This is a genomic window from Marinomonas sp. TI.3.20 (assembly GCF_038155025.1).
Taxonomy (GTDB): Bacteria; Pseudomonadota; Gammaproteobacteria; order Pseudomonadales; family Marinomonadaceae; genus Marinomonas; species Marinomonas flavescens.
Genome location: NZ_JBAKAS010000006.1, coordinates 159,147 through 185,869 on the forward strand (window position 1 = coordinate 159,147; position 26,723 = coordinate 185,869).

At 40.2% G+C, this 26,723-nt stretch carries 28 protein-coding genes; 19 read left to right on the top strand and 9 right to left on the bottom strand.

Annotation, left to right across the window (positions count from 1 at the left end):
• Window positions 1–6 precede the first annotated feature (6 nt).
• The 4 genes from V6259_RS08600 to V6259_RS08615 are packed head-to-tail and all read left to right on the top strand — an operon-like array spanning window position 7 to window position 5,235.
• Entirely contained in the window at window positions 7–3,426 is a 3,420-nt protein-coding gene (locus V6259_RS08600; protein WP_341584211.1) for an SbcC/MukB-like Walker B domain-containing protein, read from the top strand.
• Window positions 3,427–3,436: 10 nt separating this feature from the next.
• A complete protein-coding gene (locus tag V6259_RS08605) occupies window positions 3,437–3,745 on the top strand; it encodes a BolA/IbaG family iron-sulfur metabolism protein (protein WP_133012938.1) in 309 nt (102 codons plus the stop codon).
• A 31-nt stretch (window positions 3,746–3,776) separates the two neighbouring features.
• Window positions 3,777–4,079: an STAS domain-containing protein gene (locus V6259_RS08610; protein WP_133012937.1), complete on the top strand. Its 303-nt coding sequence runs from the start codon at window positions 3,777–3,779 to the stop codon at window positions 4,077–4,079.
• Between the two features lie 10 nt (window positions 4,080–4,089).
• A complete protein-coding gene (locus V6259_RS08615) occupies window positions 4,090–5,235 on the top strand; it encodes a PP2C family protein-serine/threonine phosphatase (protein WP_341584212.1) in 1,146 nt (381 codons plus the stop codon).
• A gap of 101 nt (window positions 5,236–5,336) precedes the next feature.
• On the opposite strand, the gene V6259_RS08620 is transcribed toward V6259_RS08615, so the two are convergent.
• The gene (locus V6259_RS08620) at window positions 5,337–5,984 is read right to left on the bottom strand and encodes a YecA/YgfB family protein (RefSeq protein ID WP_133012935.1); all 648 of its coding nucleotides are present in this window, start codon (window positions 5,982–5,984) and stop codon (window positions 5,337–5,339) included.
• 94 nt (window positions 5,985–6,078) lie between these two features.
• Between V6259_RS08620 and V6259_RS08625 the strand changes: the two genes are divergently transcribed.
• From V6259_RS08625 to V6259_RS08640, 4 genes are all read left to right on the top strand, one after another.
• The gene (locus V6259_RS08625; protein ID WP_341584213.1) at window positions 6,079–7,845 is read left to right on the top strand and encodes a RecQ family ATP-dependent DNA helicase; all 1,767 of its coding nucleotides are present in this window, start codon (window positions 6,079–6,081) and stop codon (window positions 7,843–7,845) included.
• A complete protein-coding gene (locus tag V6259_RS08630; protein ID WP_240537148.1) occupies window positions 7,835–8,362 on the top strand; it encodes a SprT family zinc-dependent metalloprotease in 528 nt (175 codons plus the stop codon). Before V6259_RS08625 ends, V6259_RS08630 begins: the two co-directional genes overlap by 11 nt.
• A gap of 93 nt (window positions 8,363–8,455) precedes the next feature.
• The gene (gene ttcA, locus V6259_RS08635; RefSeq protein ID WP_341584214.1) at window positions 8,456–9,292 is read left to right on the top strand and encodes a tRNA 2-thiocytidine(32) synthetase TtcA; all 837 of its coding nucleotides are present in this window, start codon (window positions 8,456–8,458) and stop codon (window positions 9,290–9,292) included.
• Between the two features lie 11 nt (window positions 9,293–9,303).
• Window positions 9,304–9,870 carry a YfaZ family outer membrane protein gene (locus tag V6259_RS08640; RefSeq protein WP_133012932.1) on the top strand — a complete coding sequence of 189 codons (567 nt, stop codon included), beginning with the start codon at window positions 9,304–9,306 and terminating at the stop codon, window positions 9,868–9,870.
• An 86-nt stretch (window positions 9,871–9,956) separates the two neighbouring features.
• Here the strand turns inward: V6259_RS08640 and V6259_RS08645 are convergent, their stop codons facing one another.
• The 3 genes from V6259_RS08645 to hemN are packed head-to-tail and all read right to left on the bottom strand — an operon-like array spanning window position 9,957 to window position 12,681.
• Window positions 9,957–10,499: an adenine phosphoribosyltransferase gene (locus tag V6259_RS08645; RefSeq protein ID WP_133012931.1), complete on the bottom strand. Its 543-nt coding sequence runs from the start codon at window positions 10,497–10,499 to the stop codon at window positions 9,957–9,959.
• A 19-nt stretch (window positions 10,500–10,518) separates the two neighbouring features.
• The gene (gene fnr / locus V6259_RS08650) at window positions 10,519–11,286 is read right to left on the bottom strand and encodes a fumarate/nitrate reduction transcriptional regulator Fnr (protein ID WP_341584215.1); all 768 of its coding nucleotides are present in this window, start codon (window positions 11,284–11,286) and stop codon (window positions 10,519–10,521) included.
• 24 nt (window positions 11,287–11,310) lie between these two features.
• Window positions 11,311–12,681 carry an oxygen-independent coproporphyrinogen III oxidase gene (gene hemN, locus V6259_RS08655; RefSeq protein WP_341584216.1) on the bottom strand — a complete coding sequence of 457 codons (1,371 nt, stop codon included), beginning with the start codon at window positions 12,679–12,681 and terminating at the stop codon, window positions 11,311–11,313.
• A gap of 213 nt (window positions 12,682–12,894) precedes the next feature.
• Between hemN and V6259_RS08660 the strand changes: the two genes are divergently transcribed.
• Window positions 12,895–13,506: an alpha/beta family hydrolase gene (locus V6259_RS08660; protein ID WP_341584217.1), complete on the top strand. Its 612-nt coding sequence runs from the start codon at window positions 12,895–12,897 to the stop codon at window positions 13,504–13,506.
• 51 nt (window positions 13,507–13,557) lie between these two features.
• Window positions 13,558–13,785 carry a sulfurtransferase TusA gene (tusA, locus tag V6259_RS08665; RefSeq protein WP_341584218.1) on the top strand — a complete coding sequence of 76 codons (228 nt, stop codon included), beginning with the start codon at window positions 13,558–13,560 and terminating at the stop codon, window positions 13,783–13,785.
• A gap of 82 nt (window positions 13,786–13,867) precedes the next feature.
• Here the strand turns inward: tusA and V6259_RS08670 are convergent, their stop codons facing one another.
• The 3 genes from V6259_RS08670 to V6259_RS08680 form a co-directional block, all read right to left on the bottom strand.
• Window positions 13,868–14,461 carry a CBS domain-containing protein gene (locus tag V6259_RS08670; RefSeq protein WP_341584219.1) on the bottom strand — a complete coding sequence of 198 codons (594 nt, stop codon included), beginning with the start codon at window positions 14,459–14,461 and terminating at the stop codon, window positions 13,868–13,870.
• Between the two features lie 40 nt (window positions 14,462–14,501).
• Window positions 14,502–14,807 carry a hypothetical protein gene (locus tag V6259_RS08675; protein WP_133012925.1) on the bottom strand — a complete coding sequence of 102 codons (306 nt, stop codon included), beginning with the start codon at window positions 14,805–14,807 and terminating at the stop codon, window positions 14,502–14,504.
• A gap of 319 nt (window positions 14,808–15,126) precedes the next feature.
• Window positions 15,127–15,549 carry a MaoC family dehydratase gene (locus V6259_RS08680; protein ID WP_341584220.1) on the bottom strand — a complete coding sequence of 141 codons (423 nt, stop codon included), beginning with the start codon at window positions 15,547–15,549 and terminating at the stop codon, window positions 15,127–15,129.
• A gap of 68 nt (window positions 15,550–15,617) precedes the next feature.
• On the opposite strand from V6259_RS08680, the gene V6259_RS08685 reads away from it, so the two are divergent.
• From V6259_RS08685 to yjjG, 7 genes are all read left to right on the top strand, one after another.
• On the top strand, window positions 15,618–16,271 hold the full coding sequence (locus tag V6259_RS08685) for an HAD family hydrolase (RefSeq protein ID WP_341584221.1): 654 nt from the start codon (window positions 15,618–15,620) through the stop codon (window positions 16,269–16,271).
• Window positions 16,268–17,287: a S49 family peptidase gene (locus tag V6259_RS08690; protein WP_341584222.1), complete on the top strand. Its 1,020-nt coding sequence runs from the start codon at window positions 16,268–16,270 to the stop codon at window positions 17,285–17,287. Before V6259_RS08685 ends, V6259_RS08690 begins: the two co-directional genes overlap by 4 nt.
• 174 nt (window positions 17,288–17,461) lie before the next feature.
• Window positions 17,462–18,223, top strand: coding sequence for a hypothetical protein (locus V6259_RS08695; RefSeq protein ID WP_341584223.1), 762 nt, complete (start codon window positions 17,462–17,464; stop codon window positions 18,221–18,223).
• A 49-nt stretch (window positions 18,224–18,272) separates the two neighbouring features.
• Window positions 18,273–19,187 carry a 50S ribosomal protein L3 N(5)-glutamine methyltransferase gene (gene prmB, locus V6259_RS08700; RefSeq protein WP_133012920.1) on the top strand — a complete coding sequence of 305 codons (915 nt, stop codon included), beginning with the start codon at window positions 18,273–18,275 and terminating at the stop codon, window positions 19,185–19,187.
• Between the two features lie 4 nt (window positions 19,188–19,191).
• The gene (aroC, locus tag V6259_RS08705; protein WP_341584224.1) at window positions 19,192–20,289 is read left to right on the top strand and encodes a chorismate synthase; all 1,098 of its coding nucleotides are present in this window, start codon (window positions 19,192–19,194) and stop codon (window positions 20,287–20,289) included.
• 67 nt (window positions 20,290–20,356) lie between these two features.
• A complete protein-coding gene (yjjX, locus tag V6259_RS08710; protein WP_341584225.1) occupies window positions 20,357–20,914 on the top strand; it encodes an inosine/xanthosine triphosphatase in 558 nt (185 codons plus the stop codon).
• Between the two features lie 9 nt (window positions 20,915–20,923).
• Window positions 20,924–21,616 (top strand): pyrimidine 5'-nucleotidase, encoded by a 693-nt coding sequence (gene yjjG / locus V6259_RS08715; RefSeq protein ID WP_341584226.1) that lies wholly within the window; start codon window positions 20,924–20,926, stop codon window positions 21,614–21,616.
• Between the two features lie 346 nt (window positions 21,617–21,962).
• Here the strand turns inward: yjjG and V6259_RS08720 are convergent, their stop codons facing one another.
• Window positions 21,963–22,802: a helix-turn-helix domain-containing protein gene (locus V6259_RS08720; protein ID WP_133012964.1), complete on the bottom strand. Its 840-nt coding sequence runs from the start codon at window positions 22,800–22,802 to the stop codon at window positions 21,963–21,965.
• A gap of 124 nt (window positions 22,803–22,926) precedes the next feature.
• Here V6259_RS08720 and V6259_RS08725 point away from each other — a divergent pair, with 124 nt between their 5' ends.
• Entirely contained in the window at window positions 22,927–23,412 is a 486-nt protein-coding gene (locus V6259_RS08725; protein WP_341584227.1) for a YHS domain-containing (seleno)protein, read from the top strand.
• Window positions 23,413–23,780: 368 nt separating this feature from the next.
• Window positions 23,781–25,286, top strand: a complete 1,506-nt coding sequence (locus V6259_RS08730; RefSeq protein WP_341584228.1) for a methyl-accepting chemotaxis protein — start codon at window positions 23,781–23,783, stop codon at window positions 25,284–25,286.
• A 149-nt stretch (window positions 25,287–25,435) separates the two neighbouring features.
• Here V6259_RS08730 and V6259_RS08735 read toward each other — a convergent pair whose 3' ends face one another.
• Window positions 25,436–26,602 (bottom strand): MFS transporter, encoded by a 1,167-nt coding sequence (locus tag V6259_RS08735; protein WP_133012914.1) that lies wholly within the window; start codon window positions 26,600–26,602, stop codon window positions 25,436–25,438.
• Between the last annotated feature and the right edge of the window lie 121 nt (window positions 26,603–26,723).

Consider the following 26,723-nt stretch of genomic DNA (forward strand, 5'->3'; position numbering starts at 1 on the left):
CAAAACATGAAAAAGCTCAATAGAATTGTATTGGTTAACTGGTACCTGCTGGGTGCAGAAGAGATCAATATCCGTGGAAATACAGCGATTATTGGACCAACAGGGTCGGGTAAATCGTCTATTTTGGATGCCATTCAAACCGTATTGACGGGTGCTAGTAAACGTCACTTGAACTACAACGCTAGTGCTAACGATGGTAAAGCGAGTGGTCGTAGTATTAGATCCTATATTCTTGGGATGATAGATGCAGGACAAGCTACCAGTGGTAAATCATTTGGCACTCAGCCAAGACAAGACGCCACCAGTTATTTAGGATTGGTATTCGAAGACAGCATTACGGGAAAAGAGTCCTCCGTAGGTTTGAGTTTAAGTGCATCGCTGGCATCACCAGAAGAAGATATTTTAGGTCGCTTTGTGCTACCTAACTATGGCATACGACGTGAAGATTTTATCGATGCGATGGAAAGGAAAAGTTATAAAGCGAAACCATGGATTGAAGTTCGCGAAACCATGAAAAAAATCTGCTTTGATCCGTATATCAAATCAGGCAGTGCGTCTGCGACACAATACATCAATCGTTATCTAGAAGAATTAAGCCCTAGTTCGGATCATTTAATCACGCTAGACAGCTTTTTAAAGAATTTTAAAAATGCGCTTAAATTTGTTCCGATAGCATCGCCAACACGTTTTGTTCAAGATTTCGTATTGGCTGAAGCGCCTTTGCAGGTGGGAGCCTATCAAAAGTCGTTGCATGAATATCGCCAGCTTGAAAGTAAAACACTCGAAGTTGCTAAACGCATAGATGATCTAAAACTCATCCAACAAGACTGTGAGAAGAAGCTGCAACAAGAGCAATCTGCTGTGAATTATCACTGGATAGCAACGGAAGCACGATTTGACGAGTTGGGTACTAAGCAGGATGACATTCAAGATCAGTATGAGTTACAAAAAGAACGTGAAGAAGAAATAGAAGAGCAGCTTACGACACAAAGTAGCCTTCTTAAACAGTTGCAAGGTCAGCTTATTCGATTGGAACAGCAGTACGAGCATTCCGATGTTGGCTTGAAACTGCAGCAATTAGAGCAAAATAAAAAGTTCTTAGCTCTGCAAAGCCAACAAGACCAAAAGGCCATTGATCAAGCTCGTCAAATTGCATTGCTGTTATCATCTCTGAAGAGCTTTGAAAGTTTCCTCTCAGAAGAAACCAATAAAATAGTGGCCAATGTTGACCAATTTACAGGCCTTATTAGTGCGGATGGTAAAATTGAAGGCAGTCTTAAACCACTTACTCAATTATTGAGCTCGCTCAATGAGACATTAGACAGCGAAAAATCATTAGTATTTAAGCAACGCTCAGAACTGAATCGTACTATTTTGAACTTAAAGGACGAGTGTAAACAGTTAGAGTCAGACGTCTCTTCCTTAAAGGGCGGAGTCAGTCCTTTGTCGCAAAATACCAGACGCCTTATTGCTTTGTTGGCGGACGCTAATATTACCGCTACGCCATTAAGCCACTTGGCAGAAGTCACTGATCGAAAATGGCAAGATGCGATTGAAGGTTATTTAGGCGCGCAACGTGAAGCATTAATTGTTGAACCTGAAGAGGCGGAAGAAGCAATACGTATTTTTCGTGCTCACCGTCGTCAGCTTATGGGGTGTCGCGTTGTTGATACCTCACAAACGCGATTATGGCTAAGTCGAGGCAATCACAAATCAGCACTTAAGTTTATTCGTTGTAATAATGATCATGCACAAGCGTATTTAAACCGTCGTTTGGGCGGCATTATGCCCGTTGAAACGGAACGCGAGTTGCTACGTGAAGACAGCGCAATGACGGCTGATGGTATGTTAAAACTGTCGGGGACTATTTCTACCATTCGTTTTACGCCTCATATGATGGTCGGTATCAATACTGAAGGCATGCGCGAATCTCGAGAGCAGCAACTAGCCACGTTAAGTGGTGAATTAATGAACCACCTAAATGTCGATCAGCGCTTAGAGCAAGTGGATAATTTGCTAGGCCGGGTCATGGCTAATAACCAATTTGATGCCGAGACTTTAAATACCGCAAGTCACACCATTACTCGTATTGCTCAAGAGTTAAGTCATGTTGATGCAGAGATAAACCAGTTGCAACAGCATGATGACAAAGACCTTCAAGAGAAAATTGAAGCGCTAAAAGAACGTGTAGTCGCTGTTGAGCTGGATCAGAAAAAATTAGATCGTGAGCGTCAACAAATTGCAGAGCAGTACGGTGCGTTAAATACGCAAAAGAACCAGTTAAGTTCGGCCTTATCCGCTCTTGACGAAGAGCGTAATAGACTGACATCTAATGCACTTTATAATGCAGAGTTTGCTAGTGAACGCTATTCATTATTAGAAAATAGCATGGTGAATGGGGCCGCTATCTATAAAGAAGCTATTAGCCGTGCAGAAAAAGCCGAAGATAAAGTACGTAGCTTCGACCAAAAGGTTCGTAAAGAGGTCGCCGATCATTACGCTAAGTACCATCAGGCTAATTTAGATAATGACGTTCAGTTGGATTATTTAGAATCGAAGTTTGAAGAATTTCAGCATTATGTGTCATATCAAATAAATGTTTTGAGTGAAACTGAGTTAGCCAAATATGCGAAACGTGCTGAGCTTGCTCGTCGTGAAGCAGAAGAAACGTTCCGCTCAGATTATGTTTCTAAGCTAAAAGATTCTTTGGATCAAGTGGCTCATATTATTCGCGAGTTGAATCATAGTCTTAAGCGTCGTCCATTTAATCATGAGACCTATCAATTCCGTTATTACCCAAATGGTGACATGAAAGACATTTTAGACTTGGTTGAGCGTTTCAGTGCGCAGGACCAAGCGAATGTAGGTGGATTGTTCGATCCTGAAGCCACTGGTGATCCAGATCATATTCGCGCGATTACCGCTATCCAGGAATTAATTACGGATGAAGAAAAGCAGCAAGACCTTGCTGATTATCGTAAATTCTATAATTTCGAAGTTGATATTTTAGACGAAGAAGGCAATAAGAAAACAACGTTAAGCCAACGCATTCAAACAGGCTCTGGTGGCGAGCATCAGATTCCATTTTACCTTGCTATCGCGGCAGCGTTATCAACCACTTATCGCTTACGTGAAACCATAGATGGTGAAATTGAAGGTGGTTTCTCATTGGCCATGTTTGATGAAGCCTTCAATAAAATTGATATGGTGAAAACCTCTACTTGTATGGGCTTTATGAAAGACATTGGCCTTCAAGTAATTGCGGCGGCACCTGATGACAAACGAGCGGTAATGGCCGCTAATATGGACACCGTTATTAGTGTTTGGCGTGAAGGTGGCGCCGTGTCTATTGATGTGGCATACCCTAAAGAAAAAGGGCAAACATTGTTAAACGGTAATTCTGAACCTGAATTTAGCCAAGCATAAAGAGATAAATATGAAAATTCAAAATGAGATAGAAGAAGTGATTAGAGCGTCGTTTGATTGCTCATTCCTATCTCTTGAAAATGAAAGTTATATGCACAATGTGCCTGAGGGCAGTGAATCCCATTTTAAATTGGTATTGGCAAGTGATGCTTTTTTGGGTAAAAGGCCGGTGCAGCGACACCAGCTTGTGTATGGCGCACTAAAAGAGCAGATGATGAAGATACATGCTTTGGCGCTACACCTTTATACGATAGAGGAATGGGCTGAACGCACTAACACCGCTCCTTTGTCACCTAAGTGTCATGGAGGCGAGAACTAATAATGTATTTTTATAGCAACTCGATCGCAATATGAGCCTTTCAATTAAGGTAAACAGCGACACTGGTGTGGTTTGCATTTCAATTCTTGGCAGTTTTGATTTTTCATTATTTCATGAGTTTCGCGAAGCGTATGCGGAATTTATTGGAAAGAAAGATCGTTTTACAATTGATCTTAGTGGCGTTGAATATTTGGACAGTGCTGCATTAGGGATGTTACTGAGTATGAAAAGTGCATTGGGTGAAAATAGCGTTATTGAACTAAAAGGTGCGAATGATTTCATCAAAAACATTTTGATGATTTCGCGCTTTGATAAACGCTTCGAGATACGATAAGAGCTGATTTATGAAGCTTTTATGCGTGGACAGCGAACCTATTTATCAAGAGATTATCTCTTTATGCGCTGAAAATGATGGCATGCAAGTGAAAATAGCGGCGTCCTTTGACGATGCTATTTTTCTATATGAGGAATGGAGACCAGACATTGTTACACTAGAAGTGGTTCTTCAAGGTGGCAGTGGTCCAGAGCTTGCAAAAAGGCTAAAAGCCTTAGAAGCTGAGCGCTTTGTTCCTATTGTGTTTTTGACTTCGCATATTTCTGACTTTGTTATGAATCAGTGTTTCAAGGCGGGTGCGGATGACTTTATCCCTAAGCCTTTCAATGAAATGCTTTTTCGGACTCGTATTAGTACGCACAAAAGGCAAATTCAGCTTATTCAAGAAATGTACCGTAAGAATCGTGAATTGACCTACTATCAAACGATGATAGAGCAGGAACATAAGATGGCTCATCAAGTCCTTGATCATATTATGACGAGGAGTGAGCATCAAAGTCAGAATCTAGCCATGACGCGGTTGTCTGCGACTAATTTCAACGGAGATTTGGCCTTAGCGAGTACGCGTTCAGATGGCTCAAGGATGATTTTCGTTGGCGACTTTACCGGCCATGGTTTATCCGCCTCTATTGGTGCTCTTCCGGTTACTCAGGCGTTTTTCGATGCCATTGACAGTAATATGCCATTGCCGGATTTTGCAATTCAGATTAATAAAATGCTGCTCACAATTTTACCTGATTACATGTTTTGCGCCGCTTATATTGTTTTGATAGAACCAACGGGGAAATTGCAATATTGGGGAGGAGGAATGCCGAATGCATATATTCGTCGTGCCGATAAATCAATTGTTCATATAACCTCCACGCACATGTCTCTGGGTATTCTAAGTGCTGCCGAATTTGAGTCTACCGTAAGTACACGTTATATATATGATCGAGATACGTTGGTAATCGCTTCAGATGGGATTTTAGAGCTTAAAAATACGGAGCAGGTCATGTTAGGAGCAAGTGCATTGGAATCACTTATTGTCTCTTGTTATGATGATCATGACTTGCTGCGGGCTCATTATGAAATGGAGGCTCATCTGTCCCGTTTTCAGGGTGAATCAGAGCAATTGGATGACATTACTTTAGTGGCTGTTAGAAATACTATTTAAGCAGAGCTGTCTCTAGGTGAAGAAGTTTAAAAAAGGCGTCTCAAAAATGGGCCGCCTTTTTTAATTGAGTGCTGTTTGGACTTTTCTGTATATTATTCGTCTTAGCGTTTTTTCTTGTTCTTGTTTTTATTGGTATTCTGCTTGTTGCCAGCATGCTTTGATTTTGCTGGAGCGCGTTTTTCCGGCTCAGTTCGTAGCACAAGAAAAAGATCCGTTATCACGTCAGGAATTTGATCAATGCAAGATTTAGTGAGCTTTTCACTTTGGCGTATCTGAACCACTTCTTCATCATCAAAAAGATCAGACGCTACCATGATAGGCAGTAATAGCTCTGCAATCACTTCTTCTTTTTCAGAATCAAACCAGTGCTTTTCTGTCATGAAAACACCTTCCATGAAGCCCGTTGTCCATTCTTGTAATTCGCTGAGTTCTTCTGCAGAAGAGCCCATTTCGATCTCACAAGGAATAACAAATTCGTCTTCAGACTCAAGCTCTTTTTGGATCTCTAGTGACAGTCGGCTTAACAATTGAAGAATGTGTTTTTCTTCTTTTTCGCTTTCAAATTTTGGCGTGTCTTCAAAAATAACGGGGAGCCATTGCTCTTCGGAGATGGTAATAGGACAAATCGCTAATGCTGTTAAAAAGCCGTGAGCCATAACGAAGTTTTGACATTCTTCATGAACCCGATCTGACTCCAAAAAAGCTTCTAATGTGTCTAACTCAAGATCATCAAGAGGTTGGTTTGCCATTGTTTAATTCCTAATACTAAATAAGTCTGCGATTCTAGCGAAAAGACCGCTAAAAATCGATGCACAATCAACATGGTTAAGAGATAATTCTACCATGACTCAAAAGAAATCTATTTTATCAAAGCTAGGCTATCTCGAATATCTTCCTTTACAGGAAGAAGCCATAGATGCTCTATGCTCCGGCGACGATGTATTGTTGGCTGCCCCAACGGGTGGGGGCAAGTCCCTTGTTTATCAATGTGCTGGCATTATTAGAGAGGGTATTGGTGTTATCGTTAGCCCTTTGATTGCTCTGATGTCTCAACAAGTTGAAGACCTGAGGAAGAAAGGAATTAATGCCTACTTTCTAAATTCCAATTTAAACCCTAATGAACACGAAAATCTCCTTTGGGCTCTTCGCAATAATCATATAGATTTACTTTTTCTGTCTCCTGAAAAATTGGTTCAACCTTCTGTTATTAGTTTTCTACATGGAATGTCTATTTCATTGTTTGCTATTGATGAAGCTCATTGTATTACTCAATGGGGAGGCTCATTTAGGCCAGAATACAGTCAATTAGGTCAGTTAAGAGAAGCCTTTCCAAAGGTTCCAATCATAGCGCTAACAGGCACTGTCGATGAGTTGACGATAAAGACGATTCAATCATCCTTGCAGATGAACGATGCGTTGGTGTTGAAGGGAAGTTTTGATCGGAAAAATATCGAAATTCAGATCGCACAAAAAAGAAAAGCCAAACTACAGATATTGTTTTTTTTGCATAATGAAATGGCTGGCCAAAGTGGGATCATTTATTGTCGCTCACGAAAAAAAACAGAGGAGTTATCCTCTTGGTTAAACACCTTGGGATTACCGAGTCTTGCTTATCATGCGGCCATGAGTGACAGTGATAGACAGACAAATCATAAGCGGTTTTTAACTGAGTCCGGTTTGATTATGGTAGCGACTACCGCTTATGGAATGGGCATAGATATTGCTCACATTCGTTTTGTTATCCATGTTGACTTACCAGACAGCCCCGAGTCCTATTTTCAAGAAATAGGCCGCGCAGGGCGAGATAATCAGCCCGCTAAAGCGCTGCTTTTATATGGCCTTCAAGACATGTTAAAAGCCCAGCAACTTAACGCTTTTCAAAATCAGTCAGGCGATGAAAGAAAACCCAAGTTAAATGCCTTTTTCAAAGTCATTGAAAGTCGTGGCTGTCGTCGTCAGAATTTACTTGCTCACTTTGGGGAAGCCTCAGAAGCCTGTGGAAATTGCGATCGCTGTCTCGCGCCAACATCTGAGCAAAATGTCACGATAGCAAGTCAAAAGTTACTTTCCTTGGTTTACCATACAAAAGGCATTCAGCCATTTTCAGTGCTCATTCAAGTTTTATTGGGCAAGAGAACAAAAAGTGTATTGGCCATGCAAGGCGAGCGACTTGCTTTGTTTGGTAAAGGAAAGGAGCTTAACGAGGCTCAGTGGAAATCTGTCATTCGCCATTTAATTGCCTTTGATTACATTGAACTTAATCAAGCAGTGACATTTTGCATTCATTTAAAAGAAAAGTCTCGTGGCATACTAAAGTCTCAAATACAGGTTTTACTTGCTCAAGAAAGGTATTACCCCACACTTGATAATGAAAGCGCCATCAAGGAGACCGCGACTTGGCACCAACTTATGAGCTGGAAATTGACTCAAAAAAATAGCGTGTTGAGCGATGGACAATTAAGGAAAGTGTATCAACATAAGCCTACCACTATTGCGTCATTAAGCCGTCTAACAGGATTGTCGAAAGAAATTATCGCACCATTTAGCGAATCGCTTATCTCCCTGTTAAGTCGTGTTGAGGAAGTGCAGGAGAAAGATTGTGTCGGCTAACAAATCGTATTCTCTTCAGTCCCATGATTTAGCGTCATCCATTCAACAGGTTCAATCTCAAGTGTCTCATTGTATGAAAAAAGCGACGCTTTTTTTTGGGAAGCACTTTGATCATCCTACTTCGAACTTTAAGCAGAAAGGGAAGGCGGCAGGCACTGCTCACTTACATAAAAATGAATTGAGGTTTAATTATTTTATGTATCAGCAAGATGAGAGCTTGTTTATCGAGACAGTAGTCCCTCATGAAGTTGCCCATATTATTGTGTATCAAATTTACGGTAATAAGGTAAGGCCCCATGGTAAAGAATGGCAGGCCGTTATGAAGAAAATTTATCACCTTGAACCTAATAGAACACACAACTTTGACATCCCTCTGCCTAAGCAATCGTACACCTATCAATGTCAATGTCAGCAGCACGTATTCACCATACGAAGGCACAATAACGCACAAAAGGGCACTCAATATATCTGTAAGCTTTGTCGTTCATCGCTTTCTTTTTTAGCGCAGCATTCTTAATAAGCGAATCGTTAAGAGAGAGTGCTCATTTTTTGATGCGGGTTCGCGGTCAGTATAGTAAGATAGCCGCATTTCGTTTACAGCGTGTGTATCATGGATCTAACTAACAAACCTAAAGAAAAACTGGAGCTTAATAAACTCCACAAACGGTTACGACGACTCACTGGCCAAGCAATTGCCGACTTCAATATGATTGAAGAGGGTGATAAAGTGATGGTGTGTTTATCAGGAGGGAAGGATTCTTATACAATGCTTGAAATCCTTCGTAACCTGCAAGCTAGCGCTCCAATTAGTTTTGAAATTGTAGCGGTTAATTTAGATCAGAAACAACCCGGATTTCCTGAACATATATTGCCTGCGTATTTAGAAGAGCAGGGTGTCGATTTTCATATTTTAGAACGTGATACTTACAGTATTGTTAAAGAAATCGTTCCAGAAGGGAAAACCACGTGTGGCTTATGTTCACGTTTAAGAAGGGGCTCTCTTTATGGTTTCGCAGAAGAAATTGGAGCTACCAAAATAGCACTTGGTCACCATAGAGATGACATATTAGAAACGCTTTTTTTAAACATGTTTTTTGGTGGTAAGTTGAAGTCTATGCCACCTAAGCTATTAAGCGATGATGGCAAGCATGTCGTTATTCGCCCTCTAGCTTACTGCAAAGAGAAAGATATTGAGGCGTTTTCTATCGCTAAATCGTATCCGATTATTCCTTGTAACTTATGTGGTTCCCAAAAGAATCTTCAAAGACAAGTAGTAAAGGATATGCTTCAGCAGTGGGATAGAGATTATCCAGGTAGGACGGATATTATGTTTACTGCTATGCAGAATGTCGTTCCTTCGCATCTTGCTGATAACGAATTATTTAATTTTAAAGATTTAAAGCAATCTGAAGATGCTTTTAACAAGTTAAACATTGTATCAATATAGGATTAGTGCAAATGAATCTAACAAATAAAGCCTTACTGCTTACCGCAGGTATTTTGAGTTCATCCATGGTTTTTGCTTCTACTGCGGGTGTAAGTTTGACTAATGATTTAGTGAAAGCGGACGTTGCTATTGATGCCGGCCCTTTTTCTATTAGTGGTGGTGGTACTCATGATGCTGATAATGAAACTTCTTCAGCTTATGTTGGTATCAATATTCAAGATTCAGACACGAGTGGCCCTTTGCAAATTGGGTTGGGTGTTCGCATCTATGCTCTTGATAACAATATGCAAGGGAAAAATGATGAGATTGCCGTTGCTACGGCATTGGGTGGCTGGTACCGCTACACATTCCCTATGGCAAACCGTTTAAGTTTTTACGCTTCTGGTTACTATGCGCCAACGGTGTTGTCTGTATCACGATTGGATCACATGTACACATATGATGTCCGTGGCGAATACATGACCACACAAAATACCCGAGCTTATATTGGTTACGGCAGTACTGTGTCGGTTTATACAAATGGCGAGCGTCGCGAAACAAGTGATGGCCTAAGTATCGGTGCTTCTGTTGCTTTCTAAGTGAGTAGTTTGATATAAAAAAGGTGGCCATCTTGGCCACCTTTTTTATTAACTAAATTTTATCTTGTATAAGGGCTAATTAGCCTTTATTCACCGGAAAAAGCGCATAAGCTAAAAATAGATAGATCGTTATCCTGTAGTTTCTGGCTGCCACCAAGGTCGGGTAAATCAATAATAGCGGCAACTTCTTTAATATTCGCACCTTGACTGGTCAGTAACGCAACCGCTGCAAGCAATGTTCCACCGGTAGCAATTAAGTCATCAAACAATAACACTTGATCACCTGCTTTTACCGAATTTTCTTGAATCTCAAGCTCAGCAGAGCCGTACTCCAAATCATAGGATTGTGAAATGGTCTTGCCAGGCAATTTGCCTTTCTTACGGATCAAGATCAATGGTTTTTGTAATTCATAAGCCAAGACAGCCGCGATTAAAAAGCCACGCGCATCAATGCAGGCAATATGAGTAATATCGCTGCCAATATAACGGTGCACGTAGGCATCAACTACCATCCGCATACCTTTAGGATCACTAAAAATTGGGGTGATGTCGCGAAAGCTGATACCGGCTTTAGGCCAGTCTTCAACGGTACGAATTAATGACTTGACGTAAAAATCATCGTAAAGCATAGGATAAAAGAGCCTTTTTCTATTTGTTCAAATCGGCGAGTCTAGCACAATCATCCGCTATCCCCACTAACTTTTGTATTTCCGCAAGATCAGTAATGGTTATCTCTTTACCATCCACTTCAATCAGCTTGTTCTTTTGAAAGCGGGTTATCACACGGCTAACGGTTTCAACGGCAAGGCCCAAATAATTGCCAACTTCTCCACGGGACATTGCTAAACGAAAAGAAATAGCAGAATAACCGCGTTTTTTGAAACGACTAGAAAGGTTCAAAAGGAATGAAGCGACTTTTTCATCTGCATTCTTTTTACCTAGTAAAACCATCATTTGTTGGTCTTCACTGATTTTTCGGCTCATTATTCTAAAAAGCTGATGCCTTAAAGAGGGGATTTGTGCGGTTAAGTTTTCTAGGTGGCTAAATGGAATTTCACAGACTGTGGTTGTTTCTAACGCTTTGGCGGTAATAGGGTAAGTATCGTTATCAATGCCACTCAAACCAACCAGCTCACTCGGACAATAAAAGCCTGTGATTTGCTCTTCACCTGAAGAGGTAATATTGAATGTTTTGAGCGTTCCTGTTCGAACGGCAAAGACAGAGTCAAAGGTTTGACCTTGATGAAAGAGAATTTCCCCTTTCTTTAATGGACGCTTCCTTTCAATAATTTGATCCAATCTGTTTATATCTTCATCAGCTAATGCGATGGGTAAACACAATGCACTTAAGCTGCAATTCTGGCATTGAGATGTTAGCTTACTGGTGAACCTTGATTGGGCGTGTACGATTGACATAAAGATCTCCCTGACTTCGATTTATTAGATTACCCTAGAGTACTTTACTGCGCTGCCTAGATACTTATCAAATACCATGCAAACACAGCGAATTAGCAAGCGTCCACGCTCTGTTACTCTAATGATAGTATGTTCTTCAATCTGTTCAATTTCAACAATACCATCTTCTTCTAACGCTCTTAATTGCTGTATTTCATCATGAAAATAGTTGTTGAAGTGGATAGCGTGTTTTTGTTCAATGGTTCTACTATCGAGTTCAAATTGGCTAATTAATGCCATAATGGTGTGATGACGAATTAGATCATCTTCATTGCTAATATACCCTTTCATAATGGCCAATTGACCATTTTCGATGCTGTTTTGATAAAGCGATAAATCCGTATGATTTTGGATGTATACACCTTTCAGATGACTAATCGCGGACACGCCAAAGGCGATGAGATCGGTTTCAGCGTGGGTAGTATACCCTTGGAAATTTCTTTGCAATTCACCTTTTTCTTGCGCTATTTTTAAGCTATCAGTAGGTTTTGCAAAATGATCCATTCCAATATATTCATAGCCAGCTTGGGTTAATAATTCTATAGACAGTTTCAATAAATTCAATTTACCTTCTGGTGAAGGGAGATCACTGTCTAATATTCGACGCTGAGCTCTGAAGCGTTCAGGTAAATGTGCGTAGTTGAAAACTGAAATACGATCAGGGTTCAGTTCGATGACTTTTTCTAGCGTACTCTTAAAACCGTAAATAGTTTGTTTAGGAAGTCCATATATAAGGTCAAAGTTAACGGATAAGACCCCTAGGTCTCGAGCGTCATTGAGTAAATCTCGAACCATTTCTACAGGTTGTACTCGGTGTATTGCTTTTTGTACTTCATTGTCGAAGTCTTGCACTCCAATACTGATGCGATTAATGCCATTTTCGACTAGTAGTTTCATTTTGGAATGGCTGATTTCTCTTGGGTCTATTTCAATGCTGTAATCTTGGCTGCCATCTTGAACTAAGTTGAAATGATGGTTTATGGCAGAAAATAAGTGTTTCAACTGTTCGTCGGACAAAAAGGTAGGAGTGCCTCCACCAAAGTGAAGTTGAGTCACTGGACGATTTTTATCAAGCATTAGGCTTCTTAAACGCATTTCTTCTTCAAGTAACTCAACGTACTCGGCGCCTTTATCGTATTGTTTTGTGACGACCTTATTGCAAGCGCAGTAGTAACAAAGATGCGCACAAAACGGAATATGAAAATACAAGCTAATAGGAGCATGGCTTGGTGATAGCATTTTATCAATCAAGGCTATTTTACTAATGTTAGCATCAAACTGTGGGGCGGTTGGATAAGAGGTATAACGAGGCCCAGATAAATTGTATTTGGTAATGAGAGGTTGATCCCAAATCATGATTTCTTCCTATTAAAATTTCTAATACGAAGTTTACTCTGAGACTTACAGCCGCCTCATGATATAAGTCAACGTTTTTGATAGCGTAAGGGATGCTTCTCCCATATATTAAGAATTTCGGCACTGCAATCTCTTTAGTATATTTACTTCTAAGGTCTTGATGATTCTGCTTAAATACCATTCTTTAATTAACCGTTAATGCTAGGTTGTTTTATGACGAGTTCCCTTGTTTCAAAAATACCTATTTATCTTGCACATGGTGCAGGAGCGGGTCATCAGTCGAGTGGTTTTTTAAAGGTTTTCAGTGAAATGACCCTTGATAAGCATGGTAGATCTGTCGTCCCTGTTACCTTTAAATATATGACAGAACAGGAATCTAGTGGTAAAAAACGTCCACCGCCTCGCTTCAAAACGTTAGTACCTGAATTCATTGAAGCCATAAAATTTGAAGAATCCGTCATTGTGGCGGGTAAATCCATGGGGGGAAGAGTCGCGACTCAGCTTTCTCATCAAGAAAATGTTCGTGCAATAATTTGTTTTGGGTTTCCTTTTTACCCATCAGGAAAACCTGAAAAGCATAGGCTGTCCTTTTTGGAAGGCGTTGTGGCTCCCTGTTTGATCATACAAGGCACGAGAGACTCACTGGGAAAGCCTGATTGGGTAAACAATCAAACTCTAAATGAGCACATTGAGGTGCATTGGATTGAGGGTGCGGATCATGATTTTAAAACTTTAAAAAAACAAAATTTAAAGACGGAAGATGTGATTGAAAATATTTCAAATGTAGTGGAAGACTGGCTTCAGCGTCATGGGTTAGCGAGTTAATTCTGATTGATTTATAATGATTATAATTATTCATTCAAAGGTGTTTTAGCCATGAGTCACCAACTAGAGTTAGATACAGCTGGGCTGTTGTGCCCAGAACCTGTCATGATGCTGCATGTGGAAATACGAAAAATGGCATCGAAAGAGGTGCTTAAGGTTATTGCGACAGATCCATCAACGGCAAGAGACATTCCTAAATTTTGCAATTTTTTAGGCCATTCTCTAGTCGATCAGACTCAAGAAAATGGCTTTTTCTATTACTGGATTCAAAAAAAATAAAGTAAAAAAAGCCCCATCTCTCAACATAGAAAGATAGGGCTTTCGTTTTCAGTCAGTAGAGAGCGCCTTATGGCGCAAAAAACTACGCTACCTGTAATTTACTTGCTGAGTGTGCTTCGCCAAGTAGAGCGATTTTATAAATATTAGCAAAGTTTGTTAGCGTAACATCAATATCTAATTTTAATTGACGTGCAATATCACTAGAAGAAATAATCCCTCTAATAGAATGGTTGCTTTCATCAATAACCAAAAGGTGCTGATGCTCATTATTTTTTTGGCTAAATAGTAAAGATTCAATGTCTGAGTTTTTCAAAGAGTTATAAGACAATGCCAATAGATTTTCTTTTGGACGCATTAAATCATCAACAATAAGCTCTGAACGAGAGTAACCATTGGCCACTTGTTTAACAAAAGCTCTTTCTGAAAGGTCTTCTAAGCTAATAACACCTTCGAAAGCGCCGCTTGTATTAATAACAATCTTCATTCGAACGTGTTCTTTTCTCATCAATCGAACCAATTCATCGGCACGAGTATTAGATTCAATGACGCGAGGTGCTGACGTTTTGAAATCGGTAAACACGCTAAGTGCAGGAGAATACAAGTTTGTATTTTCAATAGTCACAGGTTGCGTCAAAGCGTTAACGTCTTTAGTAGAAACATAAGTAAGTGTTTTCATGATAAATCTCCAAAAATTTTAAAATAAAGTGTTTTGTAGGTTATATCAAAAAAGACGGTGGGGCTCTTGGTTGGATTAGCTTAGAGGGTAAGGCCCGAGTAGGGTGGTTGTATATAGCAAGTAAGTTGCTGCTATTTTTTGTTGGTGTCGTTAAAAACCAATAGGATGAGGAATAGCTGTCATTTATTGGGTCAACATCTAATTCTTGAGTCGCTTCTTCGCTGCATAATTGAGCCGTTGTCGGCATCCAGCGCTGCTTACTTATCTCTTGTGCACTGGTTCGCTCAGTCAACGTCAATAAAGACGATGCGATAACGACCATAATGATAAGTAGTTGGGAATTCATATAAAGCCTTAACTCATGATTTATATCATTAAATATATTCTACTGTGTAAATAAATCCAGTGTTTTTTAAGCGTTGCCTCGTTTTTACACCATCAAATACTTTTTTATCCATTATAAGGTACAAGAAGAAGGAACAACTCAAATCTATTTATCTAATAAGTGATTTAATGCGTATTTAACCATCAAGCCTTTAAGTAAGTTAGCCAATATCTATTTAGAACGGTGCTGATAAAGTAACCATATTCGTTTAACAGCGAGTCGTTATGAAAGCGACGATGTATTTAATACGCTATGTCACTCCCATAACGGAGTTATATATTTATTCTGCTGCTGGAACCATAACGGTCGCTTCACCAGTAACAACGGCTTTGCCTTCGCATTCGCACACTGTTTTTAATGTTACTCGTCGGCGGCGTTCGTTAATTTCAGTCACTGTGATCCTAGTCACCACTTCTTGACCAATAAAAACAGGCGCACGAAACTTTAGGCTTTGCTCTAGATAGATACAACCAGGCCCAGGTAGTTGAGTGCCTATAGCGGCAGAAATAAAGCCAGCTGAAAGCATGCCGTGGGCTATTTGCTTACCAAAAGACGTTGTCGCTGCGTATTCCGCATCCAGGTGAACAGGGTTAGAGTCGCCAGTTACGGCGGCAAACGTATGCACATCATCCTCGGTTACAGTTTTTCGATATTCAATAGTTTGGTCGATTGATAGTTGTTCTAATGTGAAGCCAGAAGTCATTGCTAATCCTTATCTTACAAATTTTCGCTATGTTACACTCTTGTCGCATCATTCTTAAGAGGTATTGCATGGTTAAGTTAGTGATTTTTGATTGGGATGGCACTCTTTTCGATTCCATAGCAGGAATTTGTAATAGCATGTTGGAAGCGGGAGCTCGTGTTAAAGCGCCTCAAAGAGATTATGATGACATTAAAAACATTATAGGTTTGTCACTTGATACAGCGATTAGTACGGTTTGGCCGGAGCTTGATAGTGTGCACCGAGCGCAACTCGCCGACCATTATAAAGATATTTATGTAAAAAATGATCAAACACCACCTAATGCCTATGATGGCGTGTTTGAGTTGCTCAACACGTTACAAGAGTCAGGCCTTAAACTGGCTGTTGCCACCGGAAAGACTCGCCGAGGTTTGAATCGAGTCATGGCGTTGACGCAAACAAACCGCTTTTTCGTTACTTCGCGTTGTGCTGATGAGGCTGTTTCTAAGCCCAATCCATTAATGCTTGAGCAAATTCTAGAAGAACTTAATATCTCAGCAGACGATGCCATTATGATTGGTGATACCGAATATGATCTTAATATGGCCACTAATGCGGGAATGAGAAGTGTGGGGGTAACTTACGGAGCGCACCACCAAGACAGATTAAAAGCCTGCAATCCTTTTGCAATCATCAATGATATTAAACAATTAACCGCTGTTTTAGGACTAAAAAACCCATGAGTTGGACAGAAGATCAAGATAGAAATAACAAGTCTGGTGTTGAACAAGAGGCATCTCATCAGATAGAAAAGCCTAGTCAAAATACTGATAATGAGACTGACTCTAAGCTTTGGTTGTTACTGGAAAAAACACTAAGCGAGAGCGTTATTGAAAAACGACGAGCGCGTCGCTGGAGAATCTTTTTTCGCTTCACTACGCTCTTTATTATTTTGGCAGTCATTGGGGTGGGTATTGGGCGGTCTCAGTTAGACACAAGCAGTTTAGATAAAAATATCGTTGCTATCATTCCAATGCGTGGTGTTATTGGTGCTGGTGCCGAGATTCAAGCGTCAGAGTACGTTAGTCTATTAGATGACGCCTATAAAAATGCCAACTTAAAAGGGGTCGTTATTGAAATGAATAGCCCTGGTGGCAGCCCTGTTCATGCAGGAATTATTTATGATGCTATTCGTCAAAAAGAAAAGCTATATCCAGCCGTTCCAGTCATTGTTGTGGTGGAAGATATGGCAGCATCAGGTGGTTATTACATAGCCTCAGCGGCGAATGAAATTTATGCTGATAAAGCCAGTTTAGTGGGCTCTATTGGTGTTATTTCATCCGGCTGGGATGCAAGTGGTTTAATGAAAAAAATTGGTGTTGAGCGTCGTACTTTTACCGCAGGTCGAAATAAAGATTTTCTTGATCCTTTTGTGCCTATGAGTAAAGAGGGTAAGCAAAAATGGCAGGCCGTATTGGATGAAACCCATCAGCAATTTATTCATGCTGTAGAAGTGGGTCGTGGCGATAGATTAAAAATTACGGATGACGTGTTTTCTGGGATGATATTCACTGGTGTGCAGGCTCAAAAAATTGGTTTAATTGATGGATTATCAAGTGCTCATGATCTTTTGAAAAAGCGCTTTCCTGATGCGACCCATGTTATTTATGCTCCGCAACAGGATCCTTGGGAAACAGTGGCTAAGAAATTTGGTGTTGAATTTGCCACTAAAATATTAAGCACAGTGTCTCTTCAATAGCGTCCTTAAAATCAGTAGCGAATAAGTCACTTCTAAAGCCTCTGTAAATCAGGGGCTTTATTATATTGGCTATGTCTTGTATTAAGCAGAATAAATACTGAGTTAAATAAATACAAAAGATAAAAATGATAATATAATGACTTAATTGATCATTAACTCTATTAAGGCTTCAAGATGGCTCGTAAAGCAAACATTGCAAGAGAAGAAATACATCAGGCTTGTTGGGACTTATTGGAACAAAATCATTTTCCTAACATTCCAAGAATTGCGGATTATTTTCTTAAGAAAGATGGTCGGCACGCATCAAATACCACATTATTGAATGCGATCAGTGAATGGGAAGAGCTCTACAAAGAGTATCAGCAGCATCAATTGAAAGAGCTTAACGATGCTTTGCTGCCTGCGTTTAATCATTTTTCCCGCGAGATCACTCAAACCCTCGGCACTCTATTAGATGAAAAGCAGGTAGACCTTGAAAATCAGCAAGCCTTAAAAGAAAGCGCTACTCACCAAGGGTATCTTTCATTAAGTGCAGCCTTATGCGAAGCTCAAGAATCGTTAACGCTAATAAGTGCAGAAAAACAGCAATTAGAAAACAATTATAAAATGCTCACAGAGAAGCATCAGATGACAGTCCAGCACAATGAAGACATGGCTGCCCATAATAAAGTCATCGACAGTCAGCTCAAGCAAACACAAAAAGAGCGTGACGAAATGCAATTAAACTTATCGCAAAAAGCCGTTGATCTCGCCAAACTAGATAATAAAGTAGCCAGCCTTGAAGAGCAAAATGCGGCACTTAACGCACAGCTTAAAGAGGTAAAAGATCAGCAAAAATCCTCTCAAGAAAGCCATTTAGATAAGCTTCATCAACAGATGGAAGAATTAGCGCAATCCGTTGCTCGTATCCAGATCAAGGATAGAGGCGAGAACTAATAAAGGCTATAATGTACTTTTGTTTTACCCCATACATGGCCGAATTCTAATGAGCAGTAGACAATCCGCAGTTCGCGACTTAAACACCATTAAAGATTTTATTCGCTGGACCTATAGCCGCTTCCAAAAGGCGGATCTTTTTTATGGTCATGGTACCGACAACTCTTGGGACGAAGCCGTTCATTTGGTCATGGGGTCATTGAGCTTACCCTTAGATTTTGACCGCACTATGTTAGATTGCGCGCTAACATACAATGAAAAAAAACGTATTCTAAAATTCATTGACCAACGCATTAATAAGCGTGAACCTCTGCCTTATTTATTGGGTGAAGCATGGTTTATGGGGCTTCCGTTTAAAGTAACAAAAGACACCTTGATCCCAAGATCACCGATCATGTCTCTTCTTGAGAGTGAGTTCGCGCCTTGGTTGAATCAATATCCAGCTACTATTCTAGATATGTGCACAGGCAGTGGTTGCCTTGGCATTACAGCGGCATTGGTATTTGATGATGCCAGTGTGGATCTTAGCGATATCAGTGAAGCCGCACTTGCCGTTGCCAATGAAAACATCACACGCCACCTAGTTGAAGATCGCGTACAAACCATTCATTCAGATATGTTCTCAGCCCTAGCTGGCAAACAATACAATCTGATCATCTGTAATCCTCCTTATGTTGATCAGGATGACTTTCAACAAGCTCCTGCAGAATTTCATAATGAACCGGAACTGGCGTTAACGTCTGGTGAAGATGGTCTCGACTTTACCCATAAGTTTTTGGCTCAGGTCGCGCATTATTTGCATGATGACGGTATATTAGTATACGAAGTAGGTAATACCGAGGTCGCTTTGCAAGCGGCTTACCCAGATACTCCTTTTATGTGGGTCGAATTAGAGCAGGGTGGAAACGGCGTTTTCATCCTGACCAAAGAACAACTAAACCAACTATTACACGAGCAAAAGTAGCATTATGTCTGGTAATACATTTGGAACACTTTTTAAAGTCACCACATTTGGTGAAAGTCACGGTCTAGCGTTGGGTGCTATTGTCGATGGTTGCCCACCCGGTATAGAAATCTGTGAAGCCGATCTACAGCGCGATCTTGATCTGCGTAAACCTGGAACTTCGAAGCACACAACTCAGCGTCGTGAAGCCGATGAAGTGAAAATTATGTCTGGTGTTTTCGAAGGCAAAACGACAGGTACTCCGATTGGTTTGATCATTGAAAACACCGATCAACGCTCACGTGATTACGGTAACATCGAAGATACATTTCGTCCTGCTCATGCAGATTACACCTACGATCAAAAATACGGCTTCCGCGATTATCGTGGTGGTGGTCGTTCTTCAGCTCGTGAAACAGCCATGCGTGTGGCTGCCGGCGCGATTGCTAAAAAATATCTAAAACAGCAATTTGGCATCGAAATCCAAGGCTTTTTATCACAACTTGGTCCGATCAAGCTTGAAGTGAAAGATTTAAGCCAAGTCTACGACAACAGTTTTTTTAGCCCGGATCCAGATGCCATCCCCGAGCTAGAAGAATACATGACTGCATTACGTCGTGAAGGGAATTCTATTGGCGCGAAGATTTCCGTCATTGCGAAAAACGTCATGCCTGGTTTAGGCGCCCCTGTCTTCGATCGATTGGATGCAGATATCGCTAAAGCCATCATGAGCATCAATGCGGTAAAAGGCGTTGAGATCGGCGATGGCTTTGATGTTATTGAACAAAAAGGCAGTCAACACCGTGACGAAATGACGCCAGAAGGCTTCTTAAGTAATCATGCTGGCGGCGTATTAGGTGGGATTTCATCAGGACAAGATATCATTGTTCATATGGCATTGAAGCCAACGTCGAGCATTACTATTCCGGGTAAAAGTATTAATCGAGCAGGTGAGGCTATCGAGGTGGTAACCAAAGGAAGGCATGATCCTTGCGTTGGTATTCGAGCCACACCGATTGCTGAGGCTATGGTTGCTTTGACGATTATGGATCATTTACTGCGGCATCGAGCACAAAATGCCGACGTAGTCTGCCCAACACCGATCATCAATGCTCAAGCCTAGAGCCTATTGAGCTACCCAAAGCCGCAATCATTGATTGCGGCTTTTGTTTTTTTAAGGAGCTTATCATATGACCAATATCGTTATTAGAATTCGTGTCGCATCGAAAAATCCTGTCAAAATTACCGCTGCCCATCAGGCTTTTAGCCAAGTGTTTCCTACTCACACAATACACTGTGAGGGGATGGAAACGGATTCTGGGGTTGCGGATCAACCAATGACAGAAAGTGAAACACGTCTTGGGGCACAAAATCGAATCCGCTATTGCTACGCTCATGATAGCAATCAAGAAGAAGATTATTTTGTCTCGATGGAAGGAGGCGTTGATGATTTTGAGGAGGGCGTTGCAACATTTGCCTACGTTGCTATTGCAGGTCGCGATGGAAAAATACACACTGGCCGGTCCGCGAACTTACCGCTACCAACTACCGTTTACTTGCGTTTAAAAAATGGTGAAGAGCTTGGCGATGTGATGGATGACTTGTTTCAAGTAGATAATATAAAACAAAAAGGTGGAGCGATTGGCTTGCTCACCAACCATAGAGCTACCCGAGAAAGCGTATATACACAGGCGATTATTTTAATACTTTCGCCAATATTACACCCAGAATTATATTTACAAGGATAAAATAGATAAATGAATTACGAATGGATTATCTTTGATGCTGATGAGACCTTATTCCACTTTGATAATTTCTCAGGCTTAAGCCATATGCTGTCAAAATACGACGTTACTTTTAGTGCAGATGATTTTGACGAGTACCAAAGCATCAATAAACCACTATGGGTGGCATACCAAGATGGCAAGGTAACGGCGAAAGAACTGCAAACTCAGCGCTTTCAACAATGGGCAGATCGGCTACAAATTCCTGCACATCAGCTTAATCATCAGTTTTTAGAATCCATGGCAGATATTTGCAAACCATTACCAGGCGCTGAAGCGCTAATGACGCATTTGGTTGACCATCAGATTAAAGCGGCGATTATTACCAATGGATTTACACAACTGCAAAAAGTACGTTTAGAGCGCACGAAATTTGATCGGTATTTTCCTCATGTGATTATTTCTGAAGAAGTTGGCATTGCTAAGCCTCATGTAGGGATCTTTAATCATGCACTTGAGAAAATGGGTAATCCAGATCGTAAGAAAGTCTTAATGGTTGGCGATACACTTGAATCAGATATTTTGGGTGGCATTAACGCACAACTTGATACCTGCTGGTTAAATCATCATAACAAAACTCATCCAGAACACATTGTACCAACATACCAAATTAGCTCACTGCATCAGCTGACTGAAAAATTAAAGCAGGCGGCAAACAATCGTTAGTCGATAAAATGGCTAGGGCAAACGCGACAATAAAACATTATTTGGAAAGAATGGTTTAGAAAGAAAACGTTTGAGAAAAACTCGGCGCCATTTCATGTCGTGCAGATACATAGCGCTGAATGGCGTAAGGAAATATCAGCAAGAAAACTACAGAGCAACAACAAGAGTAAACAATCTCTGCTATTTCCGGTAAATGTTATTATCGGAAATAGTGTATATTAGTACTTCTGCCTGTTTTATGGCTCAATTCCATGTTGTTTAAACTTTGAATACCTTTAAGGCTCATACACAAACTCTAGATTCGCATACAGATAAATCATTTCTTTTTGAGTATGTTCTTCTGTTTTTAGTTTAGATGCGCGGCGTGTTGCTGCTTCTGCCATTCCTTTGGTGACATGCCTGTTTTCTTTCTGAATACTCTTGCCAGTACTGAGCCATCTTCGTATCCCACTTTATTGGCAATGAAACCCACAGGTTTATCTTGTGACAGTAATTGCTGCGCCATAGAAATACGTAAATCAGTGAGGAAATCATTCGGTGTTTGACCAATTGTGGCTCGAAACAAATCAGCGAATTTTGATCGTGACATGGCAGCATGTTCTGCCATGAGCGCCAATGTCCAATCCGATTCTGGTGCTTCTTGTAACTTGATCAATGTGCTCGCTAGCTGTGGATGACTCAGTCCCGCCAGCATACCTTGTATAATCCATCCTTCTTCGGTTAATTTTCTGAACAACTGAATCAATAAAATATCGCATAGTTTACTGACAATGCTTTTCTGACCAAGACCTACAGAACCGACTTCTTTAAAAAGCCAAGTGACGGTATCCGTTAAAGCGTCCCCGTTTAGCTCATGGAAAATAATACTCGGCAATCCAGACACTACTTTTTGCTGTTCTAGCGCGGTAAATTGGATCTCAGCACATATTAACTCTGCTGTTTGCTGATCTTCTGTGATGATTCTATGAGTTGTAGAATAAGGCAAAAAGATAATCGATGGCTGTTCAAACACCATTTTATGGCCAGCGTCATGCAAAACGGTCAATGTTCCAGAGCGAAGATAATGCAAGTGCCCTCCATTCTTTGCATTTTTGACCCCAAATGTTTTACCTCCACAAAAATCACCATTAAAAATGATCTCAGAATGGATAGAAAAACTCTCTAACACGCTATCTAGTTTGTTCAAAGTCACCTACTTAATTCACTTACTTGGACGATTTGTATCAATTTTAAGACGTTTCGACGCTTATTCTATGGGCAATAAAAATACACTAGAGTGACTCAATTGAACTAAATAAAAGGACAACACCATGCAAGTCTCAACTATTATTAAACACATCGCTGCAGCAACCGTACTTTTTTCTAGCGCAGCTACTTTTGCCGCAGATATTGATTCAAATGCTGACGCTAACGATCTTGCGATTCAAGGCTATGATACCGTTGCCTACTTTACAATGGGTAAGCCGGTATTAGGCAGTAATGAATTCACTTCAAATTACAAAAATGCCACCTTTCATTTTGTTTCTGAACAAAACAGAAATTTATTTAATAAAGATAAAGTTAAATATGCACCACAGTTCGGTAATTTCTGTGCAATGGGCACCGCGATGGGTCTAAAATTTGATGTAGACCCGACAGCATGGAAAATAGTGGAAGGTAAGTTGTATTTAAATTTGAATAAAGATGTACAAAAAGCCTGGTTAAGAGACGTTCCTGGTAATATACAAACAGCGGAGCAAAACTGGCCTGAACTAAAAGGCTTAACTGTTGCTGAAGCCAGAGCGCTGAATGGTTAAAGCAACAATTCATTAAATTAAATAATCATAGCCTATGTGGAAACTCATAGGCTTTTTCACAAGGCTAACTTAATAAAGTTAGCCGCTAAATCTGCTATCGTCTCGTAGATAACTGAAGCTATTATCTCCCTCCTCATTTTGTTTAATTGTTTTTTTATCCATTTGGTCAAATTTTGTAATTACCCCTACTGCGATTGATAGAAAGGCCATACAATCTTTTCTTTTTACTTCTTATGATCATCCAATTTGTTCTTAAATAAAGAATTGAGATGAAAAAAAGCATTATTCTCTTAAAGGTAATCCAAAATTCTATTAGTACCGTATAGACACTTTAAGGCATTCACTAGAGCTCGTTGAGGGGCTAAACAATGACAGTAGCAGTAGCAGTAGATAATTCTTCAAAAAACGACTTACTTATTTATCGTTTCTTACTTATACAAATCCCCGTTTTATTGATTAGTGGCTTAGTTGGCGCTAGTTTATTTAGCTTTACCTTAATCAGCGCGACGATTCTTTTTGTACTCACTCAGTGCCTTTATAGCTTTTTCAAAGGCAAGCAAATGTTTTCTATCTGCGCTGCTATTTTGACCATGCTGTCATCTTCAGCCTTGATACAAAGTCAGCTTGGTATGATTGAAATGCACTTTCATATCTTTGCCGCTATGGTGGTTTTTTTGGTGTATCAAAGCTGGAAGCCGATTGTAGCCGCCTTGCTGACCACAGCAATTTATCATATCAGTTTTATGTTTGTTCAAATGAGTGGTTATTCAATTGGTGATATGCCGGTGATGATTTTTGCCGGGCCTCATACTATTTGGGTAATGATAGTTCATTGTCTTTTTGCTACTTCGGAGGCTGTTCTTTTAATTTATATGGCCTTACAGATGAAAAAAGAATCTACTTCAAACATTAATATAGCCAAAGCTATCTCGGCTATTTCCGATAATAATGATCTTTCCATTCGTTTGCATAACCCTACATCAAATGCCGAAACGACGTTTAACCTCTTGTTAGATAAGCTCGTAAATTTGTTTATAGACTATCAACATATCGCGAACGAGTTAGTTTCTAGTAGCAATCAAATTCAGAGCATCAGCAAAGAAGTAACAGAGTACGCAGTAACCACAAATGAGCGCGCTCAACGCGTAGCAATATCAGCAGAAGATATTTCACAGACAATGCGCTCAATTTCACAAAGCAGTACACAATCTGCGGACCTTATCGGTGAACTAGAGCAAGGTATATTGAAAGACAGTAATCAAACGTTTGAAATAATGAAAGACATGGAGCTATTATCAGAAAATACATCCATAATTTCTGGCTCACTGCACTCATTAACAACGGATGTTGACTCCATTACTAAGCTGCTTGATTCTATTCGTAGCATTTCAGATCAAACAAATCTATTAGCCTTGAATGCAGCAATAGAGGCAGCAAGAGCAGGAGAAACCGGTAGAGGTTTTGCTGTAGTTGCAGACGAAGTAAGAACACTTGCTAAGAGATCCAGTAATTCAACGGATGATATAGAGAAGGTATTGGCGAATTTAAATGCCAGTGTTGCCAACACGGTACAATCAATGGAGTCAGGAAGAGAAAGAACATCGATCAGTGTTGAACACGCAGATACTATATCTAAAGCTTTATTAGAAAGGGCTAAATCCGTTGGTAGCGCGGTTATCTCTAGCAAAAATATAGCTCAAGAGTCTGTAGAGCAAGAAAAATTAATCTCTGAAATGAACCATCAAGTTGGCGAAAATGCCCAATCTATTAAGTCATTGTCCGAATTAATGGAACAATTACAACAAAGCAGTACTAAAATAAATCTAGTGACTAAAAATTATGAAACCAAAGCAAACTTATTCAAAACCACATAGTCGTATCTAAAATCTACTCAGGCAGCACCCTATTCTATTAGTGACTGCCTGTTTTTTCTTATTTTAACTTAATATTGTCAAACTCACATAGAGCAAAAATAATCATTGGAACTCATTTTCTGTCTATATTTAAACTATTTAGAACTGCTCTAATTCAAAATAGCGTTGTTTTTAGCAAGCATTCTACTGATTAGTACAAGAATAATAGCTAGGAATGACAAAGAGGCAGCAACACTGGGAATCCAAGCGTAGCTGAAGCCAAGGGTAATCACCAAACCACCTAATACCGCACCTAATGCATTTCCCAAGTTGAACGCACCTATATTAATAGAGGATGCCAACCCTGGCGCTTGATCTGCTATTTTCATGACTTTCATCTGTAATGCTGGTCCGCTACCAAAAATAGCTACGCCCCAGAAAAAGACCATAATGCCAGCTGTGAGCGTGGTTGTTGCGACTAAGCTAAATAAACACGCAGCAATAATTTGGGCTGTTAAAATGGTAAATAATGCTAAATCTGGCGACTTATCTGATAACTTACCACCGATATAATTACCACAGGTAAAACCAATACCAGCCAAGGCGAGCATCGTAGCCACTGTATTTTCGGATGCATTCGCTAATGTATGTAGAATTGGAGCAATATAGGTATATAGAGTGAACATAGAGCCTGCGCACAATACCGTTGTTGCAAAAGCCCGTAATGCAGCAGGTTGAATAATCGCTTTCAACTCCTTACGTACATCGGTCTTTTCAGTTGCTGGCATTGCAGGAAGATTTCGTGCTAGCCCAAACATGGCAATCAAACCTAAGACGGCAGTCACCGCAAACGCCATTCGCCAATCAATGTTTTGACCTAACCACGTAGTAATAGGTACGCCCACAATATTTGCAATGGTTAAACCTAGAAACATAGATGCCAAGGCAGAACCTTGCTTATTAGGTGGGGCTAAATTCATAGCGACCATAGCGCCGATGCCAAAGAAAGCACCATGTGCAAGACTTGTAATAATCCGAGCAAACATCAAGACTTCATAACTAGTCGCCAAAGCCGCAAATATATTGCCTATAACGAAGACACTCATTAGACCAATAAGGGCATTTTTACGACTGAACCGACTGAGATATAAGGTAATAATAGGCGCACCAAACATAACGCCAAAAGCATAAGCACTGATCAATAACCCTGCTGTTGGAATGGATACATGAACACCCTCTGCAATCACGGGCAGTAATCCCATTGGCATAAATTCTGTTGTGCCTATGCCGAATGCGCCTAACGCGATGGCAAAGATACCCCACTTATAAGATTGCATATATTTTATTTCCTACTGCTTTATTGAAAGACGGGCAATAAAAAAGGAAACTACAGAATTACATAGTTTCCTTATCGCCAAATCGAGTTTTTACGATGCCTATAATACCAGCAAAAACTTA